Genomic DNA, 21,474 nt, shown 5'->3' on the forward strand with positions numbered 1-21,474 from the left:
ACTCCATCCGGTTGCGAGAGCGGCGATGCACCGCCTCTTGGGAGGACAGAATTCGCCAGGCGGAGGTTCGAAATCCATGACCTCGGAGGTCAAAAAGCGACTGCGGGATCACGGCGAATTTGACCTTGCAGGTCATTGAACCGCGACACCGTCGCGCGATAGGTTCCGACGATGACACTGCACCAGACCCCTTTCGGCGTGCTGCTTCGGCGCTGGCGCGAGCAGCGCCGGATGACGCAGACCGATCTCGCACTGGCGGCGGACAGTTCGACCAGGCATCTTTCCTATCTGGAGACCGGACGCTCGCGGCCAAGCCGCGAGATGATCGTGCGGCTGGCCGAATGCCTTGCCGTGCCCTTGCGCGATCAGAACACGCTGCTGCTCGCAGCCGGCTTTGCACCGGGCTTCCAGGAGCGTTCGCTTGCGGAACTGGAGGCTGCCAGGAAGGCGATCGACAGCGTGCTGCAGGCGCACAAGCCCTATCCGGCCTTTGCCGTCGACCGCCATTGGAACGTGGTGCTGTCGAACTCGGCGCTGCCGCAGCTCTATGAGGGATGCTCGGCCGATCTGATGCGCAGCCCAGTCAACTCCGTGCGCCTCATCCTGCATCCTGCCGGCATGGGTCCGCGCATCCTGAACTTCGCGGCCTGGCGCGCGCATACGGTGCATGTCCTGCGCCAGCAGATCGTGGCGCGCGCCGATCCCGTCATCCAGGGCCTGCTGGCCGAAGTGATGGCCTATCCCTTGCCGGTCGGATCCGACGCGGCGGAAGGGCTGGATGCGGCGCAGCGGCTGGCAACGCCGCTGCGCATCGCAACACGCCTCGGCAACGTGTCCTTCCTCAACACCACGACCGTTTTCGGCACGCCCAACGACGTGACGCTGGCCGAACTTGCGCTCGAAATGCTGTTTCCGGCCGACGACCAGACCATCGGGATCGTCAAGGCTATGGTGGCGGAGAAATCGTCCTAGCCCGTCTGGTCGGGCATTATTGCCATTCCGGGTTTTCAGCGGATGAGCGGCGTGTCCCACAAATCGCCGAGCAGCCTCTTCAGCTCATCAAAGCGTTTTTGCCCGAGCTCCTCGGCCCATTCCCGTTCGACGTCGAGCAGGATGTCGGCCATCTTTTGATAGGCGGCACGGCCGCGATCGGTGAAATGGACGACCGTGCCGCCGCCGTCTTCGGGCGCGGAGGAACGGGTTATGTAGCCCATCCCCTCCAGCGTCTTCAGCAACTGGTTCATCGCCTGCTTGCTCATGGCGGCGCGCTCGGCCAGCGCGCTCGGCCGGCAGCCGTCGGGGCCGGGATATTGAATCACCGACATATGCGGCGGGCTGAGATCATCGAAACCGGATGCCCGGAGGTCCCTGATCAGCTTGCGATGAATGGCCAGGGCCGGCACACGCAACAGCGCGCCGATCAGCGGCGGCCTTTTTGGAAGATCTTCGACGGATGACGGCATTGACACCCTGGTAAATTGAGTTTACTCACTGTGGTAAATTGGATTTACCACATAGGAGGACGGAATGCTAGACAAAGCCAGCCAGGTGCAGGTCAATCCCGCGGACGAGACAATCGGCGATGGGCGCCTCACCGTCCATTTCCTGCTTACTGGCGAACAGTCAAACGGCAGCATCGCCGCCTTCGAGCTGACGGTGCCCGGCTCGCAGCGCCTGCTAGCCCCAGCGCACAGCCATAACCATTACGAGGAGACGATGTACGGGATCGAAGGCGTGCTGACGCTGACAGTAGACGGCCAGCGCCACGATATCGGCCCCGGACAAGCGCTATGCATTCCGCGCGGCGCCGTCCACCGTTTCGACAACAGTACCGCCGAGACAGCAAAGGTTCTCTGCATGGTGACGCCGGCCGCGATCGGGCCGGAGTATTTCCGGGAGGCGTTCGCCATCTTTGGCGCCGACGGCCCGCCCGATCGCGCCCGGATCATGGATCTGATGCGGAGGTTTGGCCTGACGCCAGCGCCGCCGCCGGCCTAGCTAGACGCGATTTCGAATTCGCTCAGCTTGCCGCGCTGAAGCGCAGGATTTCGCGGCCGTCCTTGTCTGATATTGCGAGCTTGCCGGCATCGGCCTTGTAGGACGCCGCCTTGGCCAACGCATCGAACAACGCCTTTTCCTCGGCCATGACCTCCGGTGCACAGGCCTTGTAGGTCGAGCCGATCTCGCTGATGGCGATCGCCTGGCCGTCGACCTTGGCGGTGGCGAAATAGGTGTTGCAGGGGCCACTGCCGCCGGCCTTGCCGGCCTCACTGACCCTGAACGTCGCCTGCGGGGCGGTGATGGCGCCGATGCCGTCGACATAGTCGACCACCCAGAGCTGGCCAAAGACGGAGGCCGTCGGCTTGGTGCTGGCAGGGACCATCTTGAGCATGATGGTCTGCGGCGCATCGGTGAGCGGATCGACCTGGTGGCGCACATCGGAGATGAACATCAGCCTGCCGTCGACGGTGATGCGGGCCTGCAGTGCATAGGTCATCTGCGACCGGATCACCGATGGGTCGAATTTGATTTCGAAACTGATCGGCACCTGGCCGGCGGGCTTGATCGTCTGCTCGCCGATGATCTTGGCCGGCGCGTCGGCCAGCGAGACATCGGCAAGCTGGACGGAAAGCACGGCACTGGGCGGCAAGGCGATGCGTTCGCGATAGATCACCTCGCCCCTCACCGCCGTTTCGGCGGCCGCGGACAGTTCCGGCACTGCAAGGATGCCGATGACCAGAGGCACGAAGCCGAAAACGAAGAACTCCGCAAGCCTGTCCAGCATGACCACCTCCCTTGCCCCGGACTGCCAAGGCCCGAGCTTGCCAAGAACCCAGGCTGATCAACCTCATGCAATTGGCCAAAGGATTGCGGTCAATACATGGCTGCGACAGGGATTTATTCGGACGGCGACTTCCAGCGCCCGGCAGCGAGGGCGTCGGCTTCCTTGGCCTCGACCCAGCCGCCTTCGGAGCCATCGGTGCGATGCTCCTTCTTCCAGAAGGGTGCCCGCGATTTGAGATAATCCATGAGAAAGTTCGCCGCTTCGAACGCCGCCTGGCGATGGGCCGAGGCGGCTACCACCAGCACGATGTTGTGTCCCGGCGCGATCTTGCCATGGCGGTGGATGACGGTGAGACCTTGCAGCGGCCAACGCTGAACCGCCTCGGTGGCGATGCGGCCGATCTCGGCCTCCGCCATCCCGGGATAATGTTCGAGTTCGAGTGCCGAAAGCGCGCCCTGCTCGTCGCGGCAAAGACCGGAGAAGGTGACCACGGCACCAATGTCGGCGCGGCCTTGCGTCAGCGCGGCGATCTCGGCGGCGACGTCGAAATCCTGGCGCTGGATACGCACGCTCGGCACCAGGACGGCCGACATCAGTGTCAGCCCCCGGTCATCGGCGGGAACAGCGCGATCTCGCGCGCGCCTGAAATCTTCTCGCGGTGATCGACATGTTCCTGGTTGATGGCAACGCGGATCACGTCGGGATATTGCAGGGCGCGCTCATAGCCTTCGCCACGCGATTGCAGCCAGCGCAAGAGGTCGGCGACAGTCTCGATGCCGGCGGGCAATTCGACCTCTTCTTCCGATGTGCCGATCCGTTCGCGCACCCAGGCAAAATAGATGAGACGAGTCGTCATCTCACTCGTCCATGATGTGCTTGAGGCCGGCGCGGAAATAGTCGTAGCCGGTGTAAAGCGTGACGAGTGCCGCGATCCACAGCAGCACCAGGCCGGTCTGCGTGGTCAGCGGGAAGATCTTGTCGCCGGCCGGTCCCGCCAGCAGGAAGGCGATGGCGACCATCTGGATGGCGGTCTTCCATTTGGCCAACTGCGTCACCGGCACCGAAACCTTGAGTGCGGCCAGATATTCGCGCAGGCCCGAAACCAGGATTTCGCGGCACAGTATGATGATCGCGGCCCACAGCGACCAGCCGGCGATGCCGGCATGGCGATCGGTGTCGGCGGCCAACAGCAGCAGACAGGTGGCCACCAACAGCTTGTCGGCAATCGGGTCGAGCATCTTGCCGATGTTGGAGGTCTGCTGCCAGGCGCGCGCCAGGTAGCCGTCCAGGTAATCGGTGATCGAGGCGAGCAGGAAGATGATCAGCGCCGACCAGCGGGCGAAGTCACTCGATTTCAGATGGCCTTCGAGAAAAAAACACAGCACCACCAGCGGCACCGCGACGATGCGGGCGTAGGTCAGCATGTTGGGCAGGTTGAACGCGCGCTTGGCCATGTCTGGGAGACTCTTTCTGCCTGCGTACTCAAATCAGAAGCTGATGTAGGGGGTCAACAGGTCAGATTCGACAGGCCAGCCGAAAGTGCCGAGTTTTTCAACTTTCGTGAAAATGATTGTAGACCAATTTGGCGACCTGTTCGGAAATGCCGTCGACTTTCCTCAGATCCTCGATTGCCGCACGGCTGACCGCCTTGGCGGTCCCGAACGCCAGCAGCAGCGCCCGCTTGCGGCCGGGGCCGATGCCGGCGATCTCGTCGAGCGGGCTCTTGACCATCTCCTTCTTGCGGCGGGCCCGGTGCGAGCCGATGGCAAAGCGGTGGACCTCGTCGCGCAGCCGCTGGACGAAATAGAGCACCGGGTCGCGCACAGGCAGTGAAAACGAGTCCTTGCCCCTGACGAAAAAGCGCTCGCGGCCGGCATCGCGGTCCTGGCCCTTGGCAATGCCGATGGCGACGACGCGATCCTCGATGCCGAGATCCGAGAGGATCTTGCGCACCGCCGTCATCTGGCCCTGGCCGCCGTCGATCAGTATGACATCGGGCCAGGCCGGGAAGCTGCCGGAGATATCGTCCTCGATGTCATCGGCCACCTCGCCTGCCGCCGCATCGTCGGCCACGACAACGTCGCCATGCTCCTTGAGCAATCGCGAAAAGCGCCGCTCCATCACCTCGCCCATCATGCCGAAATCGTCGCCCGGCGTGATCTCGGTCGAGCGGATGTTGAATTTCCGGTACTGGTTTTTCACGAAACCTTCCGGTCCCGCGACGACCATGGCGCCGACGGCATTGGTGCCCATAATGTGCGAGTTGTCGTAGACTTCGATGCGCACCGGCGGCTTGGCCAGGCCGAAAGTCTCGGCGAAACCGGCCAGCAACCTGCCTTGCGTCGACGTTTCGGCCAGCCGTCGGCCAAGCGCCTCACGCGCATTCTGCAGGGCGTTGTCGGTCAGGTCTTTCTTCTCGCCGCGCTGCGGTACCAAGATCGCCACCTTGCGCCCGGCTCGGGTCGAAAGCGCCTCAGCCAGCAATTCCTGATCCTCGACGGTGTGCGACAGGAGAATGTTACGCGGCGTCGGCTTGTCGTCATAGAACTGCGCCAGGAAGGAGCCCAACACCTCAGCCGCCTCCAGCGCCGGGTCAGCCTTGGGGAAATAAGCGCGGTTGCCCCAGTTCTGGCCGGTGCGGAAGAAGAACACCTGGATGCAGACCTGGCCGCCCTCCTGATGGATGGCGAAGACATCGGCCTCGTCGACGGTCGCCGGGTTGATGCCCTGATGGCTTTGCACATGGGACAGGGCGGCCAGCCGGTCGCGATAGATGGCGGCGCGTTCGAAATCGAGGTCTTGCGATGCCTGCTGCATGGCGGCCGAGATTTCGGTCTTCACCTTCTGGCTGCGGCCGGACAAAAAATTCTTCGCCTCGGAGACCAGCTCGGCATAGCCGTCATGCGAGATTTCGCCGGTACACGGGCCGGCGCAGCGCTTGATCTGGTAAAGCAGGCAGGGCCGGGTGCGGTTCTCGTAGAAGGAGTTGGTGCAGCTGCGCAGCAGGAAGGCGCGCTGCAGCGAATTGATGGTGCGGCCGACGGCGCCGGCCGAGGCAAATGGGCCGAAATAGTCGCCCTTGCGCGAGCGCGCACCGCGATGCTTGTAGATGCCGGGCGAGACATGATCACCGGTCAGAAGGATGTATGGAAACGACTTGTCGTCGCGCATCAGCACATTGAATCGCGGCCGCAAGCGCTTGATAAGATTGGCTTCGAGCAGCAGGGCCTCGATCTCGGTGCGGGTGACGACGAACTCCATCGTCGACGTCTCGCGCACCATGCGGCCGATGCGGTTGGTGTGGAAGCGGCCTTGCGCGTAGTTGGTGACGCGCTTCTTCAGGCTGCGTGCCTTGCCGACATAGAGGACGTCGCCGGTGGCGTTCATCATCCGGTAGACGCCAGGCGCATTGGGCAGCCGCTTCACCAGCGTCTGGATCACCTCGGCGCCGACCATGCCGTCGGCGTCACCAGCATGCGGCGTCCAGTCGATGGCCGTGAAGGCGACATCCGGGCCGATCGGTTCAACGATCTCCTCGAGCGCCTCGTCCTCGAGGTCGATTTCGGGAGGAAGATCATCGGCGCCGCCGCGCGGCTTGTTCTTTTGGTCTAGAGGACTCATTCCGCCATGCCTGTCACATCGGGCGTCTGCCATGCAAGATGCTGGCCGCCATCGAGCGCGATCATCTGGCCGGTAACGGAGCGCGCGTCCCAGAGATAGCGGATGGTGGCGCCGAATTCCGGCAATTCCGGGCCGCGCTTCAGGATCAGGCCAGCGAGCTGTGCGTCAAAATCGGAATCATCCTGGCGCACATTCTTCAGCGTCGGACCCGGACCGATTGCGTTGACGCGGATGCGCGGGCCGAGCGCCTGCGCCAACATCTGCGTTTGCGTCCACAACGCGGATTTGGACAGCGCATAGGAGAAATAGCGCGGCGTCGGCCGCCAGACGCGTTGGTCGATGACGTTGATGATCAGCCCCTCCTGCCCCGCCGGCAAGGAGCGGGCGAAATTCTGTGCCAACAGCGCCGGGGTTTTCACGTGAATGGCAAAGTGGCGGTCCCAGGCCTGCCAGTCGAAATCCTCGACCGAATCGTCGACGAAAAGCGAAGCGTTGTTGACCAGCAGCGAGATCGGCCCCAGCGCGGCTTCCGCCTGGCCGACGAGGTCGCTGACGGCATCCATGTCGGTCAGGTCGGCGATCACCACCGCCGCGCGGCCGCCAGACTGGTTAATCCCTGCGGCCAGTGTATCCGCCTCATCGCGGGAGCCATTGGCGTGGATGGCGACTGCAAAACCATGGCTGGCGAGGTCTTCGACGATCGCCTTGCCAATCCGTTTCGCCCCGCCCGTCACCAGCGCCGCGGCAGTGGCTTTGCTCATCTGTTGTCAATCCTCAATTTCGGCCCGAAAACACGACGCCGACGAAATATGGCCTCGCATGCGTTAAACGGCATTCGCACCTGGGGCAGCATTGTGGCGAAACGCCCGGTTCGGCATATCGACTGGTCCTGGACTCGGAACCTCTGGACCGCAATATAGGATGCTGGACTCCTTGCACCAAGCGGTGTGCAGCGCAGCATAAGGTGGCTCCTGACATTTCGCTGTTGCGAAGATGCAACGTCAAGGTTCTGCCTCATTCGCGCCGGGGAATGACCCAAGTTCAGGTTCGCTTCAGCCGCATTTTGACACGACATTTGGAACCGACGAACGCCAGATCCGTTTCACCCCCCGGACGGGTTGATGGCGATCGTGAGAAACAAGCCTGTGTCCTGTGGCTTAAGGAGTAAAGAACAATGCAAGCCAATCTTAAATTCGCACGGCCGCTGGCCGTCGCGCTCGGGCTCTTCGCCCTGGGTGGAACCGCTTATGCCGCGGATGTCGTCCAGGAAGAGCCCCCGGCACCCGCGCCGATTGCTGAACTGCCCGTCGCATCCTGGGCCGGCCCCTATGCCGGTCTGAGCGTCGGTTATGGCTTCGCCGGCCATGCCAATCTGCGCGATGAAGGCAACAACGTCGGCACCAAGGGTTTTGTCGGCGGCGTGTTCGGCGGCTACCAGTGGCAGCAGGAGAACTTCGTGTACGGTGCTGAAGCCGATCTCGGCTACAACGGCGTCAAGGGTTCCAATGCTGGCGCCGACGCCAAGGGTGGCATCGAAGGATCGCTGCGTGCCCGTCTCGGTTATGCAGTGACCCCGGACATCCTGCTGTACGGCACCGCCGGCGGCGCCATCAAGAACCAGAAGGTTGATGATGGCCTCGGCGATAGCGACAGCAAGACCATGCTTGGCTACACGGCAGGTGTCGGCACCGACATCAAGATCACCGAAAACGTGTTCGGCCGTGTCGAATACCGCTACACCGACTTCGGCTCGAAGAGCTTCGACGGTATCGGCAAGGTCAAGTCGACCGACAACCGCGTCACCTTCGGCGTCGGTATGAAGTTCTAAGTCGTTCAAGCCACGACACGAAAAAGCCGGGCATTGCGCCCGGCTTTTTTTGTGGCTGGCGGTTCACGCCGGAATCGCCGGCTTCAGCTCAGGAAACTTTTCGTCGAAACGCGCCGCCCAGCGGGTCAACCGGCCATGGCCCTTTTCCCATTTGCCGGCGAAGCGCAGCGAAAGGTAGCCAAGACAGGCACGCAACGCCATCTGCCCGACCGTGATCTTCTTGGGCAGTTTCGGCGGGTTGGCGTTGAGCAGGTCGAGTGCTGCCGTGATCTTTGCCCACTGGCGGTCGAGCCAGGGCTGATAAACCATCTCTTCTGGCCGCGTGCGGCGCTCGTAGACCATCGACAGTGCGCAGTCACAGATGCCGTCGGCCAACGCCTCCAGCACTTCCGCTTCCAGCCGCTTGTCGGGATTGCGTGGAAACAGCGCGTTCTTCGAAATCCGGTTGAGATGCTGGGTGATGGCGCGGCTGTCGTAGACCGAACGGCCATCGTCGAGCACCAGCACCGGAATCTTGCCGAGCGGATTGGCACCGATCAGTTCGGCCGGTTTGTCCTCGGTCTTGACCGCAACCAGATCGATGGCGATGCCGGCATAGGCCGCGGCCATCCTTACCTTGGAACTGTAGGGAGAGGTGGATGCGTAGAGCAGCTTCGGCATGATCGGCTTCCTGTTTGCAGACCCTCAGTGTTGACTGGACAGGCACTTGCGATCAACCGCCAGAACGCAAAAAAACTGCTGCCAGAAACCGGTCGCGGTTTCCGCCCAGGCATCACCACAAGCCTACGGGCTGTTACGCTGCAAATCACACACAGGCGACGGAAACAGGCTGAACGGAATCAGACCTGCGTCGCGCTTCACACGCCCGAGGCATTGTGCCGGGACCTTCGCCAACACGACAAGGGAGAACCAGATCGGGCGAGCGAGGCAGCCAACTGGCGCGCCTCGCTCTGCTTGCCCCTCGGCCCCTTCCCGATGCTCAGCCCCGAGGGCTGAACCCGCTGCCGGATATGCTTCGACCCAGGGCGTCAGAGTGTCCTTTGCGAGTCCCGAAGGACACGCGACGCCCCAACGACCCGGTCTACTTCTTGGCCGGAGCCTTCGCCTTCGCAGGCGCTGCCTTGGCCTTCGGCGCGGCGGCTTTCTTCACCGCGGGCTTTGTCGCGGCCGCTGCTGCTTTCACAGCCGGCTTTGCCGCTGCCTTCGCGGCAGGCTTTGCCGCAGCCTTGGCGGGCGCTGCCTTCTTGGCCGCGGGTTTTGCCACAGCCTTGGCTGCCGGCTTCTTGGCCGGTGCTGCCTTGGCCGCCGGCTTTGCCGCTGCCTTGGCAGGCGCTGCCTTCTTCGCTGCCGGCTTCGCCACAGCCTTGACTGCAGCCGGCTTCTTTGCCGGTGCTGCCTTGGCTGCGGGCTTGGCTGCGGGCTTTGCCGCCGCCTTCGCAGGCGCTGCCTTCTTCACTGCCGTTGCGGCCTTCGCCGCGACTGCTTTTGCAGGTGCTTTCTTTGCCGGTGCCTTGGATGCCGGCGCTTTAGATGACTGCTTAGCCATGTCATGCCCCTTCACGTTATGCCGATGGCCGTGAATGACCCCGGCGCGCAATGCATATCTGACTCGCGGCTCGCTAGCCAGCGAAGCAATGGTATGATTTTCTCAGCTTAAATTTTGGTTGAGATCCGCACATGATCGCATTCGTCATCGCAAAAATCCTCTGTTGATCTTCTGATGCCATCAGCAATTTGACACCGGCATTCTCGATGCGAAGCTGCGAAGATTAGCGAGCAGCTTCACGCATGATCTTCGGTCGTGAACATCATGACCTGCCGTCTCATCGAGGCGATCATCTTCTGTGGGTGAACGGTCCGTGTGCTATGCGACGACCTATCTGAAGATCACCTTGTCAAGTGTGCTTCCGTCGCCGGTGACTGGTTGACAGATAACTCTGCTTGGCAGAGTATTCTGCACCAGCCATAAGTCTGCTTCGATTTCGACTCCATAAAAAGCAATCACGCTGTCCGCGAATCGCCTGGCCACATATGGCCACAGTCCAAGGCTTTGCCGCATTGGAGCCTCTAGATGAGCGCTGACGATATTATCCACCAGAGCACACGGCTCAGGATCATGGCCGTGCTGAACAAGCTGGAAAGGCGCGAGGCACTGGAGTTCACCCAGTTGAAGGCGATGATCGACACCACTGATGGAAATCTCGGGGCACATCTCGATACGCTGGCCAGAGCGGGCTACGTCGATATTGAAAAGCTGTTCGTCGGGCGTCGGCCGCAGACACGGGTCAAGGCAACAACGATTGGGCGGCGGGCCTTTCGCGGCCACATTGCCTTTCTTCGCAAGATCATCGATCAGGCCGAGCCGACACAACGCAGGAAATAGCACTGCCTCAGCGCGTGGCGACCACGGCGATGCCGGCGCCGATCATCACGCCGCCTGCCGCGCGGTTGACCCGGCGTACGATCCTGGGCGTGCGCAACAGATTGCGGGCGCGGCCGGCGAGAATCACATGCCCGCCGATCACCACAATTTCGACAGCCAGGATCACAGCCACCAGGATGCCGAGATGCGCTGATGTGAGCGAGGCCCCGACGATGTTGGGCAGCAGTGCCACATAGAACAGCGGCATTTTCGGATTGCCGAGATTGAGCGCGACACCCGTGGCAAAGATCGTCAGCAGGCCACGCCGCCCAGACACGGGCTGCAGCTCCGGCACGACCGGCGCGGCCGTCCAGAGCCTGATGCCCATCCAGACCAGATAGGCCGCTCCGCCATAGCGAAGCACCGTCATGACGATTGCCATCTTGGCGGCGATGATCGACAGGCCGAAGGCAGCGAGCATCAGGAAGATGAGGATGCCGACCACGGTACCGGCGCCATAGGCAATGCCCGACGCCGCGCCGCTGGAGATCGTGCGAGCGACGATCGTCATGTTGTCGGGGCCAGGGCTGGCGGCGAACACGAAGAAGGCGGCCGCGAAGGCAAGGATGGTGGCAAGGTCCATGAAGGCTCCCGAAACTAACGCGTTGCTCTCGGGTGAGAGGGTTAGCCGATTTGCCTGCCGGCGATAGCCCGAAAAATTCAGCGCCTTCGCGACAGCAGCAGCGCGAGCGCAGCGGAGGCAGCGCCGAACAGGCAGGTGCCGCTCCACCCCCAGATCGAATAGGCAAGCCCTGCCAGACCCGAGCCGCAGGCGCCGCCCAGAATCATCGTCGCCATGAAGATGGTGTTCAGGCGGCTGCGGGCCGTCGGATCGAGAGCATGGATGCGCGCCTGGTTGGCGACCTGCGAAAACTGTACGCCGAGATCGAGGATCAGCACGCCGACGATCATCGCCGCCAGCGATCCCTGGAACAGGCCAAAGATGGCGAAGGCGGCAACCACCAGCCCGCCACCGATCGAGACGATGACATCAGGCCCGCGCCGGTCAGCGAAGCGGCCGGCGAGCGGAGCCGGCGCTTTGCTGTCAACACGGCACGGAAAAGCGCCTGCGGCCAGTTAAGCCGCAGGCGCTAAAGGAAATCGATAGTGGGAAGGCCGCCCTTAACGCAGGACGCGGCAGCGGCCGTTGTAAACCAGCCAGCGGTCGAAGCCAGAGACGCAGAATTCGACGTTGTCGCCGATCGAGGCAAAGCCCTGGCCTTCCTCGATCAGGTACCAGATGGTCCGGTCACGGCCATCGGAGAGGCTGACGGTGGCTCCGCAATAGCGACGGCCGATCGGCCAGGTGTCGTTGGCCGGCAGATAGCGGTGCTGATGGATGCGGCGAAAATCAGTGATCTGCACATCGGGCAGATGCGGCACGTGATGCACCTGGTAGGAGAAGCGGCTGGAAATCTTGCTCAGCACCCAGGGCTGGCCGCAGACGCCGCCATCGTCGTCGGCATAGACGCCATAGTCGGCCGCCTGCACTGCCTGCGTGACGCCGAGGGGCGCGGCAAGCGGGGTGCAGAGCGAAATCAGGGCAGCAAGTGCGGATTTGGCGAAGCGAGTCATGGCAGCCTCTCAAGGTCGATTACGCGCACTGTGCGGATTCGCTCGGCGGCGGTCAAGCGGTTGCCTCCGGATCTTGCTCGCGTCGATGAACAAAGTGACGGCCTTGAGACCATCCAACTTATTCGCGCTCGCCAGCCAGCCATTCCAGCGACCAATGCGCGGGCCTGCCCACGGCGAGCAATTTGTGCAGGGCTGGCAGCAGCGTGCGCAATTCGCCTTCAAGAATGAAGGGCGGGTTGACCACCACCAGGCCGCTGCCATCGAGGCTCGGCTCCGAAGAGGCCGGCCTGATCTCGAATTCTATGTCGAGGATTTTCGGAATGCCGGATTGCTTCAGCGCTTTTCTAAAGGCGATGATCGCCTTGCGATCCTTGATCGGATACCACAGCGCATAGATGCCGCCGGGCCAGCGCTTGTATGCCCTTTCGAGCCCGTCGACGAGGCGATCGAACTCACCCGGCTCCTCGAAGGGCGGATCGATCAGCACCAGGCCGCGCTTCTCCTTCGGCGGCAGATGCGCGCCGAGCGCCAGCCAGCCATCGAGCTCCATGACCCTGGTCTGGAAATCGCCGGCGAATTCGGCCTTGAGCTTCGCGACATCTTTCGAGTGCAACTCGATCGCCGACAACCGGTCCTGCTTGCGCAGGAGATGGCGTGCGAGCAGCGGCGAGCCCGGATATTTCTTCACGCCGCCCTCGGGATTGAGCGAGCGCACCGTCTCCAGATAGGCCGCCAGCAGCGCCCTCGTCTTGGCATCGAACGAGGCATCGATCAGCCGGCCGATGCCGCCATGCCACTCGCCGGTCTTCTGTGCTTCGACCGACGACAGATCGTAGCGGCCGATGCCGGCATGGGTATCGACGACGCGAAATGCCTTGTCCTTCTGTTTGAGATAGTCGAGCAGCCTTGTCAGCACGACATGCTTGACGACATCGGCGAAATTTCCGGCGTGATAGGCGTGGCGATAATTCACTTGGATCCCCTGCCCCAGCGTGGCGGTGGCGGCTGCGAGTTCGGATTTTCCGGCCGGCCGCCACCGGAGCGCAAGGTCAGCAGGAAGCCGACCAAGCCGATCGCCATCAGCACGAAGCCGACCGGCCGCGCACGCCTGTCGGCCTCGCCCGCACCGGAGCGCAAAATGAGATCGACCGCGCGTATCGGAATGTCCTCGGCGTCACCCGGACCAACGGTGAAAGTATAGGGACCGGGACTGACGGTCGCGATAATACCGGCCTCATCGCGAAAAATCTTGTCGGGCAGTTGCGGGCTGACCTGGCGCGGATTGTCCGAGTGGTTGAACTGCAGCGTCGAGGCAAGCGCCGTGCGGCCATTGGCGGCAGCGGTCAGCGTCAGCACGGTGCGCTGCTGTGAGACGATGCGCTCGGCCCGCGCCGTCAAATCGAGCAGCACTCGCACCGGCGCGTCGCGGACGGAGAGCGGCACCGTCACCGGTTTGAAATGGCCCTGCTCATAGACCCGCCAGGTGCCGATCTCATGGCCGGAGAAGTTGGAGATCGCCCAGGGATAGAGGGCGCCGGCGCCAATGCCGGTGAGCAGGATCAGGAAAAACAAGAAGCGCATTCATATCACCATAAAGTATCGCAACCCTGCCAATAGCGCCCCGACGATCAAAAGGCGATGGCCTGGCAATCGGTTCAGCCTGCGTTGCCAACGCTTCGAAATTCGCGCAACGCTTCCGGCCAACGAAGCGACCACGGTGATGCCTCTTGATATCCCATGCAAAATAGCACCGTGCTGATCACCGGGGCGCGTGCCCCTGTCGCACTGCACCTGGCGCGCCTGCTTCACGCCGCCGGGCTGCGTGTCGTCCTTGCAGACAGCCCGGCGCATCCGATCGCCGCCGCGAGCACTGCCTGCGCCGCCTATTTCCGTCTGCCGCCGGCGCGCTTTGCCGGGCATGCCTATGGCGAGGCGGTGGAAGCGCTGGTGCGCAGCGAAGGCATCGATCTCGTCATCCCGACCTGCGAGGAAATCTTCTATCTCAGCCAGGTCTGGCGCGACCGCGCCATGCCGGCCCGACTGTTCGCGCCCGATATGGCGCTGCTGGCACAGGTCCATGACAAGCATGCGTTCATGCGACTGGCCGAAAGCCTCGGCCTTGCCGTGCCGGAGACAGCGCTGCTGCAAAGCAGGGATGATCTGCGAGCCGTGCGTGGTCAGTCTCGCGAGCTGGTGTTCAAACCGGTCTGGTCGCGTTTTGCCAGCCATGTCTTGCTGCGCCCCTCGCCGGAAAAGCTCGATGCGATCGACCCTTCGCCAGCAATCCCATGGGTGGCACAGCGCTTTGTCGACGGCGACGAGATCAGTGCCTATGCGGTGGCGGTGAAAGGCGACCTCAAGGCGCTGGGGCTCTATCGTTCGCTCTACCGCGCCGGCAAGGGCGCCGGCATCTGCTTTGAGCTGGTCGCCGATCCCGTCGCGCGGGATTTCATCGAAAGCTTCGTGGCAGGCACAGGCTGGACCGGCCAGATCTCCTTCGACCTGACGCGCGAACAGGGCGGTCGTATCCTGCCGCTCGAATGCAATCCCCGCGCCACAAGCGGCCTGCATTTCTTTCGCGATCCGCAACGCTTCGCCAAAGCCGTGCTCGCCGATGGCGACGAGGTGATGCCGGACGTCGAGGTGCCCCAAACGGTGCGGCTGGCGATGTGGATCTACGGATTTCCGGTCGCTTTGCGATCGCAAGAGATCGGGCGTTTCAACAAGGCGATGCGCGAAGCCGGCGAACTGCTCGACTGGCCCGGCGACCCCGCGCCGAAACGGGCGCAATGGCGCGCCTTGGCCGAGATCGCCGGCACGGCACTGCGCCAGCGCATCAGCCTGCAAGCAGCATCGACGCGCGACATCGAATGGAACGGACCGCTTCAGGATTGAAGCAAATGATTCCGCAAACGCGCCTATCCCTTTGTTCAGGCGAGTTTTTCTGACTGTCCGTAGAGACCTACAGTTCTATCCGGTGAACGCGCGGCTCCGCCGCGGCCGATGGCATCTTGCCGTCCATGATCGCGGCGATGTCGCGCCGCAGGAAATCCAGCGGCCCGATAGCAGGCAACACCTGAGGCGGACAGCGCGCATTGTCGCTCGCCGATTTCAACACCTTGCGATCCTGCTCCAGCGCAATGTTGAACAGCGGTTTGAAGGCGAGCGCCTTGAGATGACCAAAGCCACCCTGGCGCTGGCCGATCAGCCAGCCGACGCCCTCGACGGTCTGCTCATCGGCCTGGCGCAGATGAAAAGTCGTCGCCAGCGCGAGCCCGCCCTTGCCCCAATATTCCAGCTCGGCGATGCCGGGATAACGGAAGCGACCAATGGTTTTGGTCCGCTCTCCTTCCAAAAGCCGGCTGATCAAGCCCTGCTGGCGCTCTTCACCGATGTAGCAGGCCTCGACCCAGCCCTCGCCGCCGGTGACCTCGACCTGAACCAGATGGCGTTTGGCGCTGAGGCCGCGCAGCAGACCTTTGTGGGTGAAATGCGTGTGCGTGGCATCGAGGATGTTTTCCGCCGCATCGATGACCGTCGACTGCGTCGAAGAACGCACGCGCCGCACGATCACATCCTTGCCTTGCATGCAGTGCAGGTAGGGTTCGCCGGTGGGCGTACCGATCGCGACGAAGACGACGCCGTCGCGCTCGATCGCATGATAGCGCCGCACCCTGTAATGCGGCATCTCGCCGACATGGCCGGGAATGGCGGTGCAGCGGCCGTCGCCGTCGAAGCGCCAGCCATGATAGGGACATTCGATCTCGCCCCGGATGACCTTGCCGGTCGACAATTCGACCAGACGGTGCGCGCAACGGTCGAAAAGGGCCGATATGCCGGTGCTCGAACGAAACAGCACGATCGGCGCGCCATCAAGCAGGACACGCCAGGGCTTGCGGCCGATATCGGCCGACAGCGCCACCGCCTGCCAGAGATCCTTCTTCGCGGGAAGACTCACAGTTCAAATCTCCGCAGCAGCGGTATGCCCACCAGCGCCAGAACCGTTTCCATGATCCGCACCGCCGCGCGGCGGCGGCGGGGCAAATGGCCGACATAGACGGCGTTGTACTCGATTGCCGGCACGGCGCCGCGACGGCGTTTGAAATCGCCCGCACCGGCGCTCATGTTGAAGAACAGACCGCGCGCCGTGGCATGATCCTGCGCCATCGCCATCATCATGCGGTAGAGCGCGTCGCTGGCCGGCAGGCTGGTGTCGTAGCCGACGATGGGTTGGGTCAACGTCCCGCCATTCTCGAACAGGCCAGTGACCGCGACGAGCCTGCCACTGCCGTCACGCAAGCCGGCGAGCTGCAGGACGCCGCGCCGATGCATCTCACTGATGTAGCGTGCCGTGTAGTGCGGATTGAGCGGCGTGTATTTGTCAAGATAGAGCATGGCGTAGAGCTCTTCGCTCCTGGTGTAATCGGCTTCGGCAAAGTCGCTGTTGCCGACCCGTAGAAAGGGCGTCGCGCGCAATCGGGCGCGGTCGCGCTTCATGTCGCGTGTCATTGGCGGCGCAACACTGCGGTCGGCGAAGATATAGATCTGCCGCGCCGCCAGCATGCGAAAACCCTCCGCCTTCAGCGCCGCGATGGTCGAGGGATCGGCGATCTCATTGAGCGAACGGATGACGATGGCGCGGTCTGCAAAACGTTCCGTCAGACCGGCTCGTATCGCCGCGATCGCTATTCTATCGAGCCGCGGCACCGGATTGGTCGAATAGAGCCAGTTGTTGAGCTGCGCCTGGTGATCGAGACCGCTCGCTTTGACCAGCGGCGCGCAGGCTCGGATTAGCGCGCGAATTGTCCCCTGCAGCAATGGCACTGAGCTGAAGTTGCGCGTCTCGTCTATGGCATAGTCGATATAGGCGCTGGACGGACAGCAGATGTAGCAGTTGGGCGCCTCGCCGGCGTCGTTTAGCGTCAGCGGAAAGCTGCGCCCGGCGACTTCGAAAGTCTCGACCCTGACCGTCAGGTTGCGCACGAGGTCGTGCACCGGGCTTTCGTTGAACAGCCCGACGAAGGCCTCGACCTGGAGCGGGCTGTTCTCGACGCGGTCGGCCTGGGTTTCGTCGAGGGTTGCGAGGCTCATGGAGCCGCTCCTGGCGGCAGCCGACATTCTACCCGGCGTAGTTTGCGGCTGGTTTCCAGCGTCAGCGGCACACGAACGAGTTCGACTGTGGCGATTGACCGGCGCGCCGCGAGCAGCGCGCGTACTGCCCCCAGTGCGGCCTGCCCTGCATCATCGGCAAGGTCGGGCGCCAACCGCAATTCGACGGCATCGGGCGTGGTCTGGATCAACCGGAAATCGTCGATGCTCCGATCCGCCTTCAACACCGCGTTGCGCAAGACATCTGGTGTAATCTGGATCGGCCCATGCACGGATGCGAACCGGAAGGCATCATCCATGCGGCCGACAATCTCGTCCACCGTGCGCAGCGGCGAGCCGCAGCGACACGGTGCCTTGGACAGACGCAGCAGGTCGTTCATCCGATAGCGCGCCATGATCTGCGTGCGCCTGCGGAAAGCGGTGACCAGCGGCGTGACCAGGCCGTCGCCGACCGGCTCGAATTCGAAATGCACCGAATCTTCCGCCAGATGCAGCCCGCCTTGCCGGCAGGTGACCGCGAACAGCCCTTCCGTCGCCATGTAAATCTGATCGAGCGGAAGCGAGAAAGATGCCTCGATGACCGGCCTGTCGACGGGATCCAGCGTTTCGGCGGCCGAGAAGATTCGGACCGGCGACAACTTGAATTTCTCGGCTGCGAAATGCCGCAGCATCTTCGGCGGCGCGATGATCACAGTCGGCGCAAAATCCTCAAGTTCCCTTCGCCAGCCTTCCGGACCAAGTGTCAGATCGAAGAATCCAAGCTCGACACGCCGGGATGTTTGGGCGCTGTCATAGAGCCCGGTGTTCTGCGGCAGAATCACGGCCACGCGTTGCCGGCGCCATAAAAGATCGGGAATGGCTTTTGCCAGGATCGCACCCAGCCAACGATATGTCTCGGCCTCGGAAATGACGAACAGGCCGCGATTGCCTGAAGTGCCGGTGCTGGCGCCAACGGTCAGGTCGCCGAGGCGGCCATCGGCGGAAGCCGCGGCCCAAGCATCGCTGGCCGACACGCCAGCTATGTTGAAGCGCTCGAAGTTCGCCATCAGCAGCACCTTGTCGGTGACCGGAAGATCGCCAAGGCCGCGCGGCGGTTTGCCGTAGAAAGGCGCCAACGGCAGGTCACGATCAAGCCAGCGTCGCAAGGCGCGAGCCTGCCAGCGCTCGAAGTTTTCGCGGCTCTTGCGCGACACCCATTGGGTGACGGCAAACGAGCCCAGTGCCTCAGTGAGCCCGTTCATTCGCCCCCGGCGTCCAGATCGTATGGCGTCGGAATGGGATCGTGGCAGAACATCACTTCGCCGCCGGCCGCAGCAAAGCGCCGCAGCATATCGCTGGTCGGCTCGATCGCAGCGAAATCCTCGGCCAGCAGGCTCGCCGGAAAGCCTGGCGTTCGATTCTGCAAGAGCGCCGTGACCAACCACTGCACATCGACCGCGTAAAGCAGCGGACGCTCCCTGTCGGGAAACAGCAGGCCGAACTGGCCATCGGCATGGCCGGGCAAATCAACGGCGACCACGCTGCCGTCGCCGAACAGATCGGCGCCGCCAGGAATGGCTCCGCGCGACCCGATCTGCTGCTTCGCCGACAGCCCGTCGAGCCGGGTCCCAAAATCGGCCGGGAACAGTTCGGTGAAGACGCCATGATGCAAGTTCTGCCAGGCCGTCCGCACCTTCAGCCGCGACCAGGCAGCGTCGCTGGCGATGAAGCGGGCATTGGGAAACAGCGACAGGCCGGAAACGTGATCGGCATGGAAATGGGTGACGATGACGGTGCTGACATCCCGCGGTGTGAGACCGAATCGCGCCAGCAGCGGCAGCGGTTGTTCTGATGCGTTGAGCTGCGGCTTCAGCACCGCGCCATAGAGGTGCAGCGCTTTGCCTCTATGGTCGCCACTGATGGCCTGCGGCGTATAGCCCGTATCGATCAGCACCGGGCCGGCCTGTGGATGGATGATGAGGCCATAGCGGACACGCAGCCGGACGCTGCGCCAGCTGCCGCCGCGCAGGATCAACCTTTCGGCGGCACTGACCCAGGCGCTGTTGGCAAAGACAATCTTCACGCTGCCGCCCTCCCTGCGCCTTCCGCTTCGTTGCCGAATGTGCGGTCGAGCCCCTCCTCGAACGACACTTTCGGCGTCCAGCCAAGAATACGCCCAGCCTTGGAAATATCGAGGCTCTGAGCATAGGCGAACAGGCCAAGGCCATAACGGGTCGCCAGCGGCTCGGGACGACCCGGCAAGCGCAGCGCCACGGCCTCCATCACGCCCGCCGCCAGCATCGCCGGCCATAGCGGCATTTGTCGCCAACGCAGGGCCACGCCGGCACGTGCGCAGGCGCCTTCGGCGATGCGGCGCACCGGCAGCACCTCGCCACTGGAGACATTGAATATCTGGCCATCGACATCCCTTCTGCCCTCAAGCGCCGCGACCACCGCATCGACGACATCATCGACATGGGTGAGGTCTATGCGCGCATGGCCGTCGCGAAACAGCGGCAGCGGCCGTTGTCGGGCAGCACCAAGCAGGCGCGGCAGCAGCGAACGGTCGCCTGCGCCATAGATGCCGCGCGGCCTCAAGATGACCGGCCCGACCTCGGGTGCCGCCAGCACGATCTTCTCGCCTTGCCGCTTGGTGCGGGCATAGGCGTTGACCGGCTCCGGCAAGATCATGTCCTCGGACACATCGAGCTGGTCGCGAAAGGCGAAACAGACCGAAGGGCTGGAGATGTGGACGAAGCGGCGCACGCCTTGCCGCTGCGCGAAATCGACGAGATTGCGGGTTGCCGTGACATTGGCCGTCTCGAAATCCGACAACCGGCCAAAGGGCGCCGAAAGTGCGGCGCAGTGGACGATGGCATCGGGCTCGCCAAAGGTAGCGTCGGTGGCGGCATCAAACGGTCGCGACAGGTCGCGGCGGACGACCGCATATCCTCCGGCATCGAGCGCAGCGCAGCGTGCGGTGTCGCGGCCCTGAGCCATCACCTGCGTGCCAGTGGCTGCCAGCCTCGCCACGACATGCGCGCCGAGGAAGCCGCTGGCGCCGGTGACGAGCACGCGCCTCATGCCTGCAGCGCCATGCCGCCGAACGACACCCCGGCCGAGGTGCCCAGGAAGAGCACTTTTGCACCCGGCGTGATGCGACCTTGCCGACGGGCTATGTCGAGTGCGAATGGAATGGAGGCGGCGATCTGGTTGCCATAACGCGCCGCGATATCGACGAGCTTCTCCGTGGCGAAGCCGGTCTGGCGCGCCATGTGGGCCAAGGCAAAGGGACTCGCCTGATGCGGCACGACGAGGCCAACCTCGTCTTGCCGCCATCCCGCCCGTTCGAGAAGGTCGCTGACGAAGCCGTTGAAATGGCGCGATGTCACGCGAAACAGCTCCTTGCCATCCATGTGGAACAGAGTGTGGCTGGCGAACTCCTGCGGCTGGCCGTGAAAATCGAAACGCGTGCCACCGGAGCCGATGCCGCAGGCATCATAGGCCGAGGGATAGGTGCGCATCAGATTGGCCACCACCTTGGCCTCCCCTGACGCCGACCGGCACAAGACAGCCGCCGCCGCGCCGTCGCCAAAGAGCGCGGCGATTTCCGGCTGGTCTTTCCATGGCAGAGCCCGCGAGGCGATTTCCGAAGAGAAGATCAGCGCCCGTTCGCATTGTCCGGCCTCGATCATGCGGCCGGCCGTCTCGAAAGCGGTGAGGAAGCCGAGGCAGGTGCTGTTGACGTCAAAGGCGGCGGCCGAGCCATCGGCCATGCCCAGACGCTGCATGACCAGCGGCGCGGTCGACGGCAGCGGCTGGTAAGGCACCCCGCAGCCGCCGATGATGAGATCGATTTCGCTGGCCTCGATTCTGGCATCGGCGAGCGCCAGACGGGCTGCCGTGCAGGCGAGGTCTACTTGCGATTCGCCTTCGCAAACATAGCGCTCGACGACGCCGGTGACGGCCTCCAACTGGCCGCGGCCAAGTCCCAATCTTTCGTCGAGCGCGAGCGATGTCACGCACGTTGCCGGAACGGCACGCCCGGTTCCGATGATCTCGATCCGCATTCTCAGCCCGCCGTGAGAGTTGCTCTTCTTCCAACTCATAGATCGATGCTAGCAATTTATGGTGATATTCCGTCAACCGTCGTCG

25 protein-coding genes are annotated in these 21,474 nt (G+C 63.3%); 5 read left to right on the top strand and 20 right to left on the bottom strand.

Annotated features, from left to right (window positions below; genetic code table 11):
* Window positions 1-171 precede the first annotated feature (171 nt).
* Window positions 172-972: a helix-turn-helix domain-containing protein gene (locus A3A9_RS0103865; RefSeq protein WP_027057594.1), complete on the top strand. Its 801-nt coding sequence runs from the start codon at window positions 172-174 to the stop codon at window positions 970-972.
* A 35-nt stretch (window positions 973-1,007) separates the two neighbouring features.
* Here A3A9_RS0103865 and A3A9_RS0103870 read toward each other — a convergent pair whose 3' ends face one another.
* Window positions 1,008-1,463, bottom strand: a complete 456-nt coding sequence (locus tag A3A9_RS0103870) for a MarR family winged helix-turn-helix transcriptional regulator (protein ID WP_027057595.1) — start codon at window positions 1,461-1,463, stop codon at window positions 1,008-1,010.
* Window positions 1,464-1,527: 64 nt separating this feature from the next.
* On the opposite strand from A3A9_RS0103870, the gene A3A9_RS0103875 reads away from it, so the two are divergent.
* On the top strand, window positions 1,528-1,998 hold the full coding sequence (locus A3A9_RS0103875; protein ID WP_051370712.1) for a cupin domain-containing protein: 471 nt from the start codon (window positions 1,528-1,530) through the stop codon (window positions 1,996-1,998).
* 22 nt (window positions 1,999-2,020) lie between these two features.
* Here the strand turns inward: A3A9_RS0103875 and A3A9_RS0103880 are convergent, their stop codons facing one another.
* The 6 genes from A3A9_RS0103880 to A3A9_RS0103905 form a co-directional block, all read right to left on the bottom strand.
* The gene (locus tag A3A9_RS0103880) at window positions 2,021-2,785 is read right to left on the bottom strand and encodes a YbaY family lipoprotein (RefSeq protein ID WP_027057597.1); all 765 of its coding nucleotides are present in this window, start codon (window positions 2,783-2,785) and stop codon (window positions 2,021-2,023) included.
* Between the two features lie 113 nt (window positions 2,786-2,898).
* Window positions 2,899-3,378, bottom strand: coding sequence for a molybdenum cofactor biosynthesis protein MoaE (locus A3A9_RS0103885; protein ID WP_027057598.1), 480 nt, complete (start codon window positions 3,376-3,378; stop codon window positions 2,899-2,901).
* Window positions 3,379-3,383: 5 nt separating this feature from the next.
* A complete protein-coding gene (gene moaD, locus A3A9_RS0103890) occupies window positions 3,384-3,641 on the bottom strand; it encodes a molybdopterin converting factor subunit 1 (RefSeq protein ID WP_027057599.1) in 258 nt (85 codons plus the stop codon).
* Between the two features lies 1 nt (window position 3,642).
* Window positions 3,643-4,239, bottom strand: coding sequence for a CDP-diacylglycerol--glycerol-3-phosphate 3-phosphatidyltransferase (gene pgsA / locus A3A9_RS0103895; protein WP_023673449.1), 597 nt, complete (start codon window positions 4,237-4,239; stop codon window positions 3,643-3,645).
* A 97-nt stretch (window positions 4,240-4,336) separates the two neighbouring features.
* Window positions 4,337-6,406 (bottom strand): excinuclease ABC subunit UvrC, encoded by a 2,070-nt coding sequence (gene uvrC, locus A3A9_RS0103900; RefSeq protein WP_027057600.1) that lies wholly within the window; start codon window positions 6,404-6,406, stop codon window positions 4,337-4,339.
* Entirely contained in the window at window positions 6,403-7,167 is a 765-nt protein-coding gene (locus A3A9_RS0103905; protein WP_027057601.1) for an SDR family oxidoreductase, read from the bottom strand. Before A3A9_RS0103905 ends, uvrC begins: the two co-directional genes overlap by 4 nt.
* A 413-nt stretch (window positions 7,168-7,580) precedes the next feature.
* Here A3A9_RS0103905 and A3A9_RS0103910 point away from each other — a divergent pair, with 413 nt between their 5' ends.
* Window positions 7,581-8,234: an outer membrane protein gene (locus A3A9_RS0103910; protein ID WP_027057602.1), complete on the top strand. Its 654-nt coding sequence runs from the start codon at window positions 7,581-7,583 to the stop codon at window positions 8,232-8,234.
* Between the two features lie 63 nt (window positions 8,235-8,297).
* Here the strand turns inward: A3A9_RS0103910 and A3A9_RS0103915 are convergent, their stop codons facing one another.
* Complete coding sequence (locus A3A9_RS0103915) at window positions 8,298-8,894, bottom strand: glutathione S-transferase (RefSeq protein ID WP_027057603.1); 597 nt, start codon at window positions 8,892-8,894, stop codon at window positions 8,298-8,300.
* A 421-nt stretch (window positions 8,895-9,315) separates the two neighbouring features.
* Window positions 9,316-9,780 carry a hypothetical protein gene (locus A3A9_RS38255; protein WP_033838344.1) on the bottom strand — a complete coding sequence of 155 codons (465 nt, stop codon included), beginning with the start codon at window positions 9,778-9,780 and terminating at the stop codon, window positions 9,316-9,318.
* 525 nt (window positions 9,781-10,305) lie between these two features.
* Between A3A9_RS38255 and A3A9_RS0103925 the strand changes: the two genes are divergently transcribed.
* On the top strand, window positions 10,306-10,617 hold the full coding sequence (locus tag A3A9_RS0103925) for a transcriptional regulator (RefSeq protein WP_027057604.1): 312 nt from the start codon (window positions 10,306-10,308) through the stop codon (window positions 10,615-10,617).
* A 7-nt stretch (window positions 10,618-10,624) separates the two neighbouring features.
* Here the strand turns inward: A3A9_RS0103925 and A3A9_RS0103930 are convergent, their stop codons facing one another.
* The 5 genes from A3A9_RS0103930 to A3A9_RS0103950 form a co-directional block, all read right to left on the bottom strand.
* Entirely contained in the window at window positions 10,625-11,239 is a 615-nt protein-coding gene (locus A3A9_RS0103930) for a LysE family translocator (RefSeq protein WP_027057605.1), read from the bottom strand.
* Window positions 11,240-11,316: 77 nt separating this feature from the next.
* Window positions 11,317-11,733: an MFS transporter gene (locus tag A3A9_RS0103935; RefSeq protein ID WP_082221818.1), complete on the bottom strand. Its 417-nt coding sequence runs from the start codon at window positions 11,731-11,733 to the stop codon at window positions 11,317-11,319.
* Window positions 11,734-11,778: 45 nt separating this feature from the next.
* Entirely contained in the window at window positions 11,779-12,231 is a 453-nt protein-coding gene (locus tag A3A9_RS0103940) for a hypothetical protein (protein ID WP_027034520.1), read from the bottom strand.
* A 118-nt stretch (window positions 12,232-12,349) separates the two neighbouring features.
* Window positions 12,350-13,204 carry a 23S rRNA (adenine(2030)-N(6))-methyltransferase RlmJ gene (locus A3A9_RS0103945; RefSeq protein ID WP_027057607.1) on the bottom strand — a complete coding sequence of 285 codons (855 nt, stop codon included), beginning with the start codon at window positions 13,202-13,204 and terminating at the stop codon, window positions 12,350-12,352.
* Complete coding sequence (locus A3A9_RS0103950; RefSeq protein WP_027057608.1) at window positions 13,201-13,812, bottom strand: hypothetical protein; 612 nt, start codon at window positions 13,810-13,812, stop codon at window positions 13,201-13,203. Before A3A9_RS0103950 ends, A3A9_RS0103945 begins: the two co-directional genes overlap by 4 nt.
* A gap of 156 nt (window positions 13,813-13,968) precedes the next feature.
* Between A3A9_RS0103950 and A3A9_RS0103955 the strand changes: the two genes are divergently transcribed.
* The gene (locus A3A9_RS0103955) at window positions 13,969-15,126 is read left to right on the top strand and encodes a hypothetical protein (RefSeq protein WP_027057609.1); all 1,158 of its coding nucleotides are present in this window, start codon (window positions 13,969-13,971) and stop codon (window positions 15,124-15,126) included.
* Window positions 15,127-15,193: 67 nt separating this feature from the next.
* Here A3A9_RS0103955 and A3A9_RS0103960 read toward each other — a convergent pair whose 3' ends face one another.
* Genes A3A9_RS0103960 through A3A9_RS0103985 form a run of 6 tightly spaced genes read right to left on the bottom strand, consistent with a single transcriptional unit; the run spans window position 15,194 to window position 21,389 of the window.
* Entirely contained in the window at window positions 15,194-16,189 is a 996-nt protein-coding gene (locus A3A9_RS0103960) for a Rieske 2Fe-2S domain-containing protein (protein WP_027057610.1), read from the bottom strand.
* Entirely contained in the window at window positions 16,186-17,322 is a 1,137-nt protein-coding gene (locus tag A3A9_RS0103965) for a GNAT family N-acetyltransferase (protein ID WP_027057611.1), read from the bottom strand. The genes A3A9_RS0103960 and A3A9_RS0103965 overlap by 4 nt, the downstream gene beginning before the upstream one ends.
* Entirely contained in the window at window positions 17,319-18,581 is a 1,263-nt protein-coding gene (locus tag A3A9_RS0103970; RefSeq protein WP_027057612.1) for a F390 synthetase-related protein, read from the bottom strand. The genes A3A9_RS0103965 and A3A9_RS0103970 overlap by 4 nt, the downstream gene beginning before the upstream one ends.
* The gene (locus tag A3A9_RS0103975; protein WP_027057613.1) at window positions 18,578-19,402 is read right to left on the bottom strand and encodes an MBL fold metallo-hydrolase; all 825 of its coding nucleotides are present in this window, start codon (window positions 19,400-19,402) and stop codon (window positions 18,578-18,580) included. Before A3A9_RS0103975 ends, A3A9_RS0103970 begins: the two co-directional genes overlap by 4 nt.
* Window positions 19,399-20,403 (bottom strand): NAD-dependent epimerase/dehydratase family protein, encoded by a 1,005-nt coding sequence (locus A3A9_RS0103980; protein ID WP_027057614.1) that lies wholly within the window; start codon window positions 20,401-20,403, stop codon window positions 19,399-19,401. Before A3A9_RS0103980 ends, A3A9_RS0103975 begins: the two co-directional genes overlap by 4 nt.
* Window positions 20,400-21,389: a 3-oxoacyl-ACP synthase III family protein gene (locus A3A9_RS0103985; protein ID WP_027057615.1), complete on the bottom strand. Its 990-nt coding sequence runs from the start codon at window positions 21,387-21,389 to the stop codon at window positions 20,400-20,402. The genes A3A9_RS0103980 and A3A9_RS0103985 overlap by 4 nt, the downstream gene beginning before the upstream one ends.
* Between the last annotated feature and the right edge of the window lie 85 nt (window positions 21,390-21,474).

This window comes from Mesorhizobium loti CJ3sym (assembly GCF_000472785.1).
GTDB lineage: Bacteria > Pseudomonadota > Alphaproteobacteria > Rhizobiales > Rhizobiaceae > Mesorhizobium > Mesorhizobium loti_E.

Coding starts and splice junctions, on each gene's coding strand:
- A3A9_RS0103865 (WP_027057594.1), top strand. CDS start 172: ATGACACTGCACCAGACCCCTTTCGGCGTGCTGCTTCGGCGCTGGCGC.
- A3A9_RS0103870 (WP_027057595.1), bottom strand. CDS start 1,463: ATGCCGTCATCCGTCGAAGATCTTCCAAAAAGGCCGCCGCTGATCGGC.
- A3A9_RS0103875 (WP_051370712.1), top strand. CDS start 1,528: ATGCTAGACAAAGCCAGCCAGGTGCAGGTCAATCCCGCGGACGAGACA.
- A3A9_RS0103880 (WP_027057597.1), bottom strand. CDS start 2,785: ATGCTGGACAGGCTTGCGGAGTTCTTCGTTTTCGGCTTCGTGCCTCTG.
- A3A9_RS0103885 (WP_027057598.1), bottom strand. CDS start 3,378: ATGTCGGCCGTCCTGGTGCCGAGCGTGCGTATCCAGCGCCAGGATTTC.
- moaD (WP_027057599.1), bottom strand. CDS start 3,641: ATGACGACTCGTCTCATCTATTTTGCCTGGGTGCGCGAACGGATCGGC.
- pgsA (WP_023673449.1), bottom strand. CDS start 4,239: ATGGCCAAGCGCGCGTTCAACCTGCCCAACATGCTGACCTACGCCCGC.
- uvrC (WP_027057600.1), bottom strand. CDS start 6,406: ATGAGTCCTCTAGACCAAAAGAACAAGCCGCGCGGCGGCGCCGATGAT.
- A3A9_RS0103905 (WP_027057601.1), bottom strand. CDS start 7,167: ATGAGCAAAGCCACTGCCGCGGCGCTGGTGACGGGCGGGGCGAAACGG.
- A3A9_RS0103910 (WP_027057602.1), top strand. CDS start 7,581: ATGCAAGCCAATCTTAAATTCGCACGGCCGCTGGCCGTCGCGCTCGGG.
- A3A9_RS0103915 (WP_027057603.1), bottom strand. CDS start 8,894: ATGCCGAAGCTGCTCTACGCATCCACCTCTCCCTACAGTTCCAAGGTA.
- A3A9_RS38255 (WP_033838344.1), bottom strand. CDS start 9,780: ATGGCTAAGCAGTCATCTAAAGCGCCGGCATCCAAGGCACCGGCAAAG.
- A3A9_RS0103925 (WP_027057604.1), top strand. CDS start 10,306: ATGAGCGCTGACGATATTATCCACCAGAGCACACGGCTCAGGATCATG.
- A3A9_RS0103930 (WP_027057605.1), bottom strand. CDS start 11,239: ATGGACCTTGCCACCATCCTTGCCTTCGCGGCCGCCTTCTTCGTGTTC.
- A3A9_RS0103940 (WP_027034520.1), bottom strand. CDS start 12,231: ATGACTCGCTTCGCCAAATCCGCACTTGCTGCCCTGATTTCGCTCTGC.
- A3A9_RS0103950 (WP_027057608.1), bottom strand. CDS start 13,812: ATGCGCTTCTTGTTTTTCCTGATCCTGCTCACCGGCATTGGCGCCGGC.
- A3A9_RS0103955 (WP_027057609.1), top strand. CDS start 13,969: ATGCAAAATAGCACCGTGCTGATCACCGGGGCGCGTGCCCCTGTCGCA.
- A3A9_RS0103965 (WP_027057611.1), bottom strand. CDS start 17,322: ATGAGCCTCGCAACCCTCGACGAAACCCAGGCCGACCGCGTCGAGAAC.
- A3A9_RS0103970 (WP_027057612.1), bottom strand. CDS start 18,581: ATGAACGGGCTCACTGAGGCACTGGGCTCGTTTGCCGTCACCCAATGG.
- A3A9_RS0103980 (WP_027057614.1), bottom strand. CDS start 20,403: ATGAGGCGCGTGCTCGTCACCGGCGCCAGCGGCTTCCTCGGCGCGCAT.
- A3A9_RS0103985 (WP_027057615.1), bottom strand. CDS start 21,389: ATGCGGATCGAGATCATCGGAACCGGGCGTGCCGTTCCGGCAACGTGC.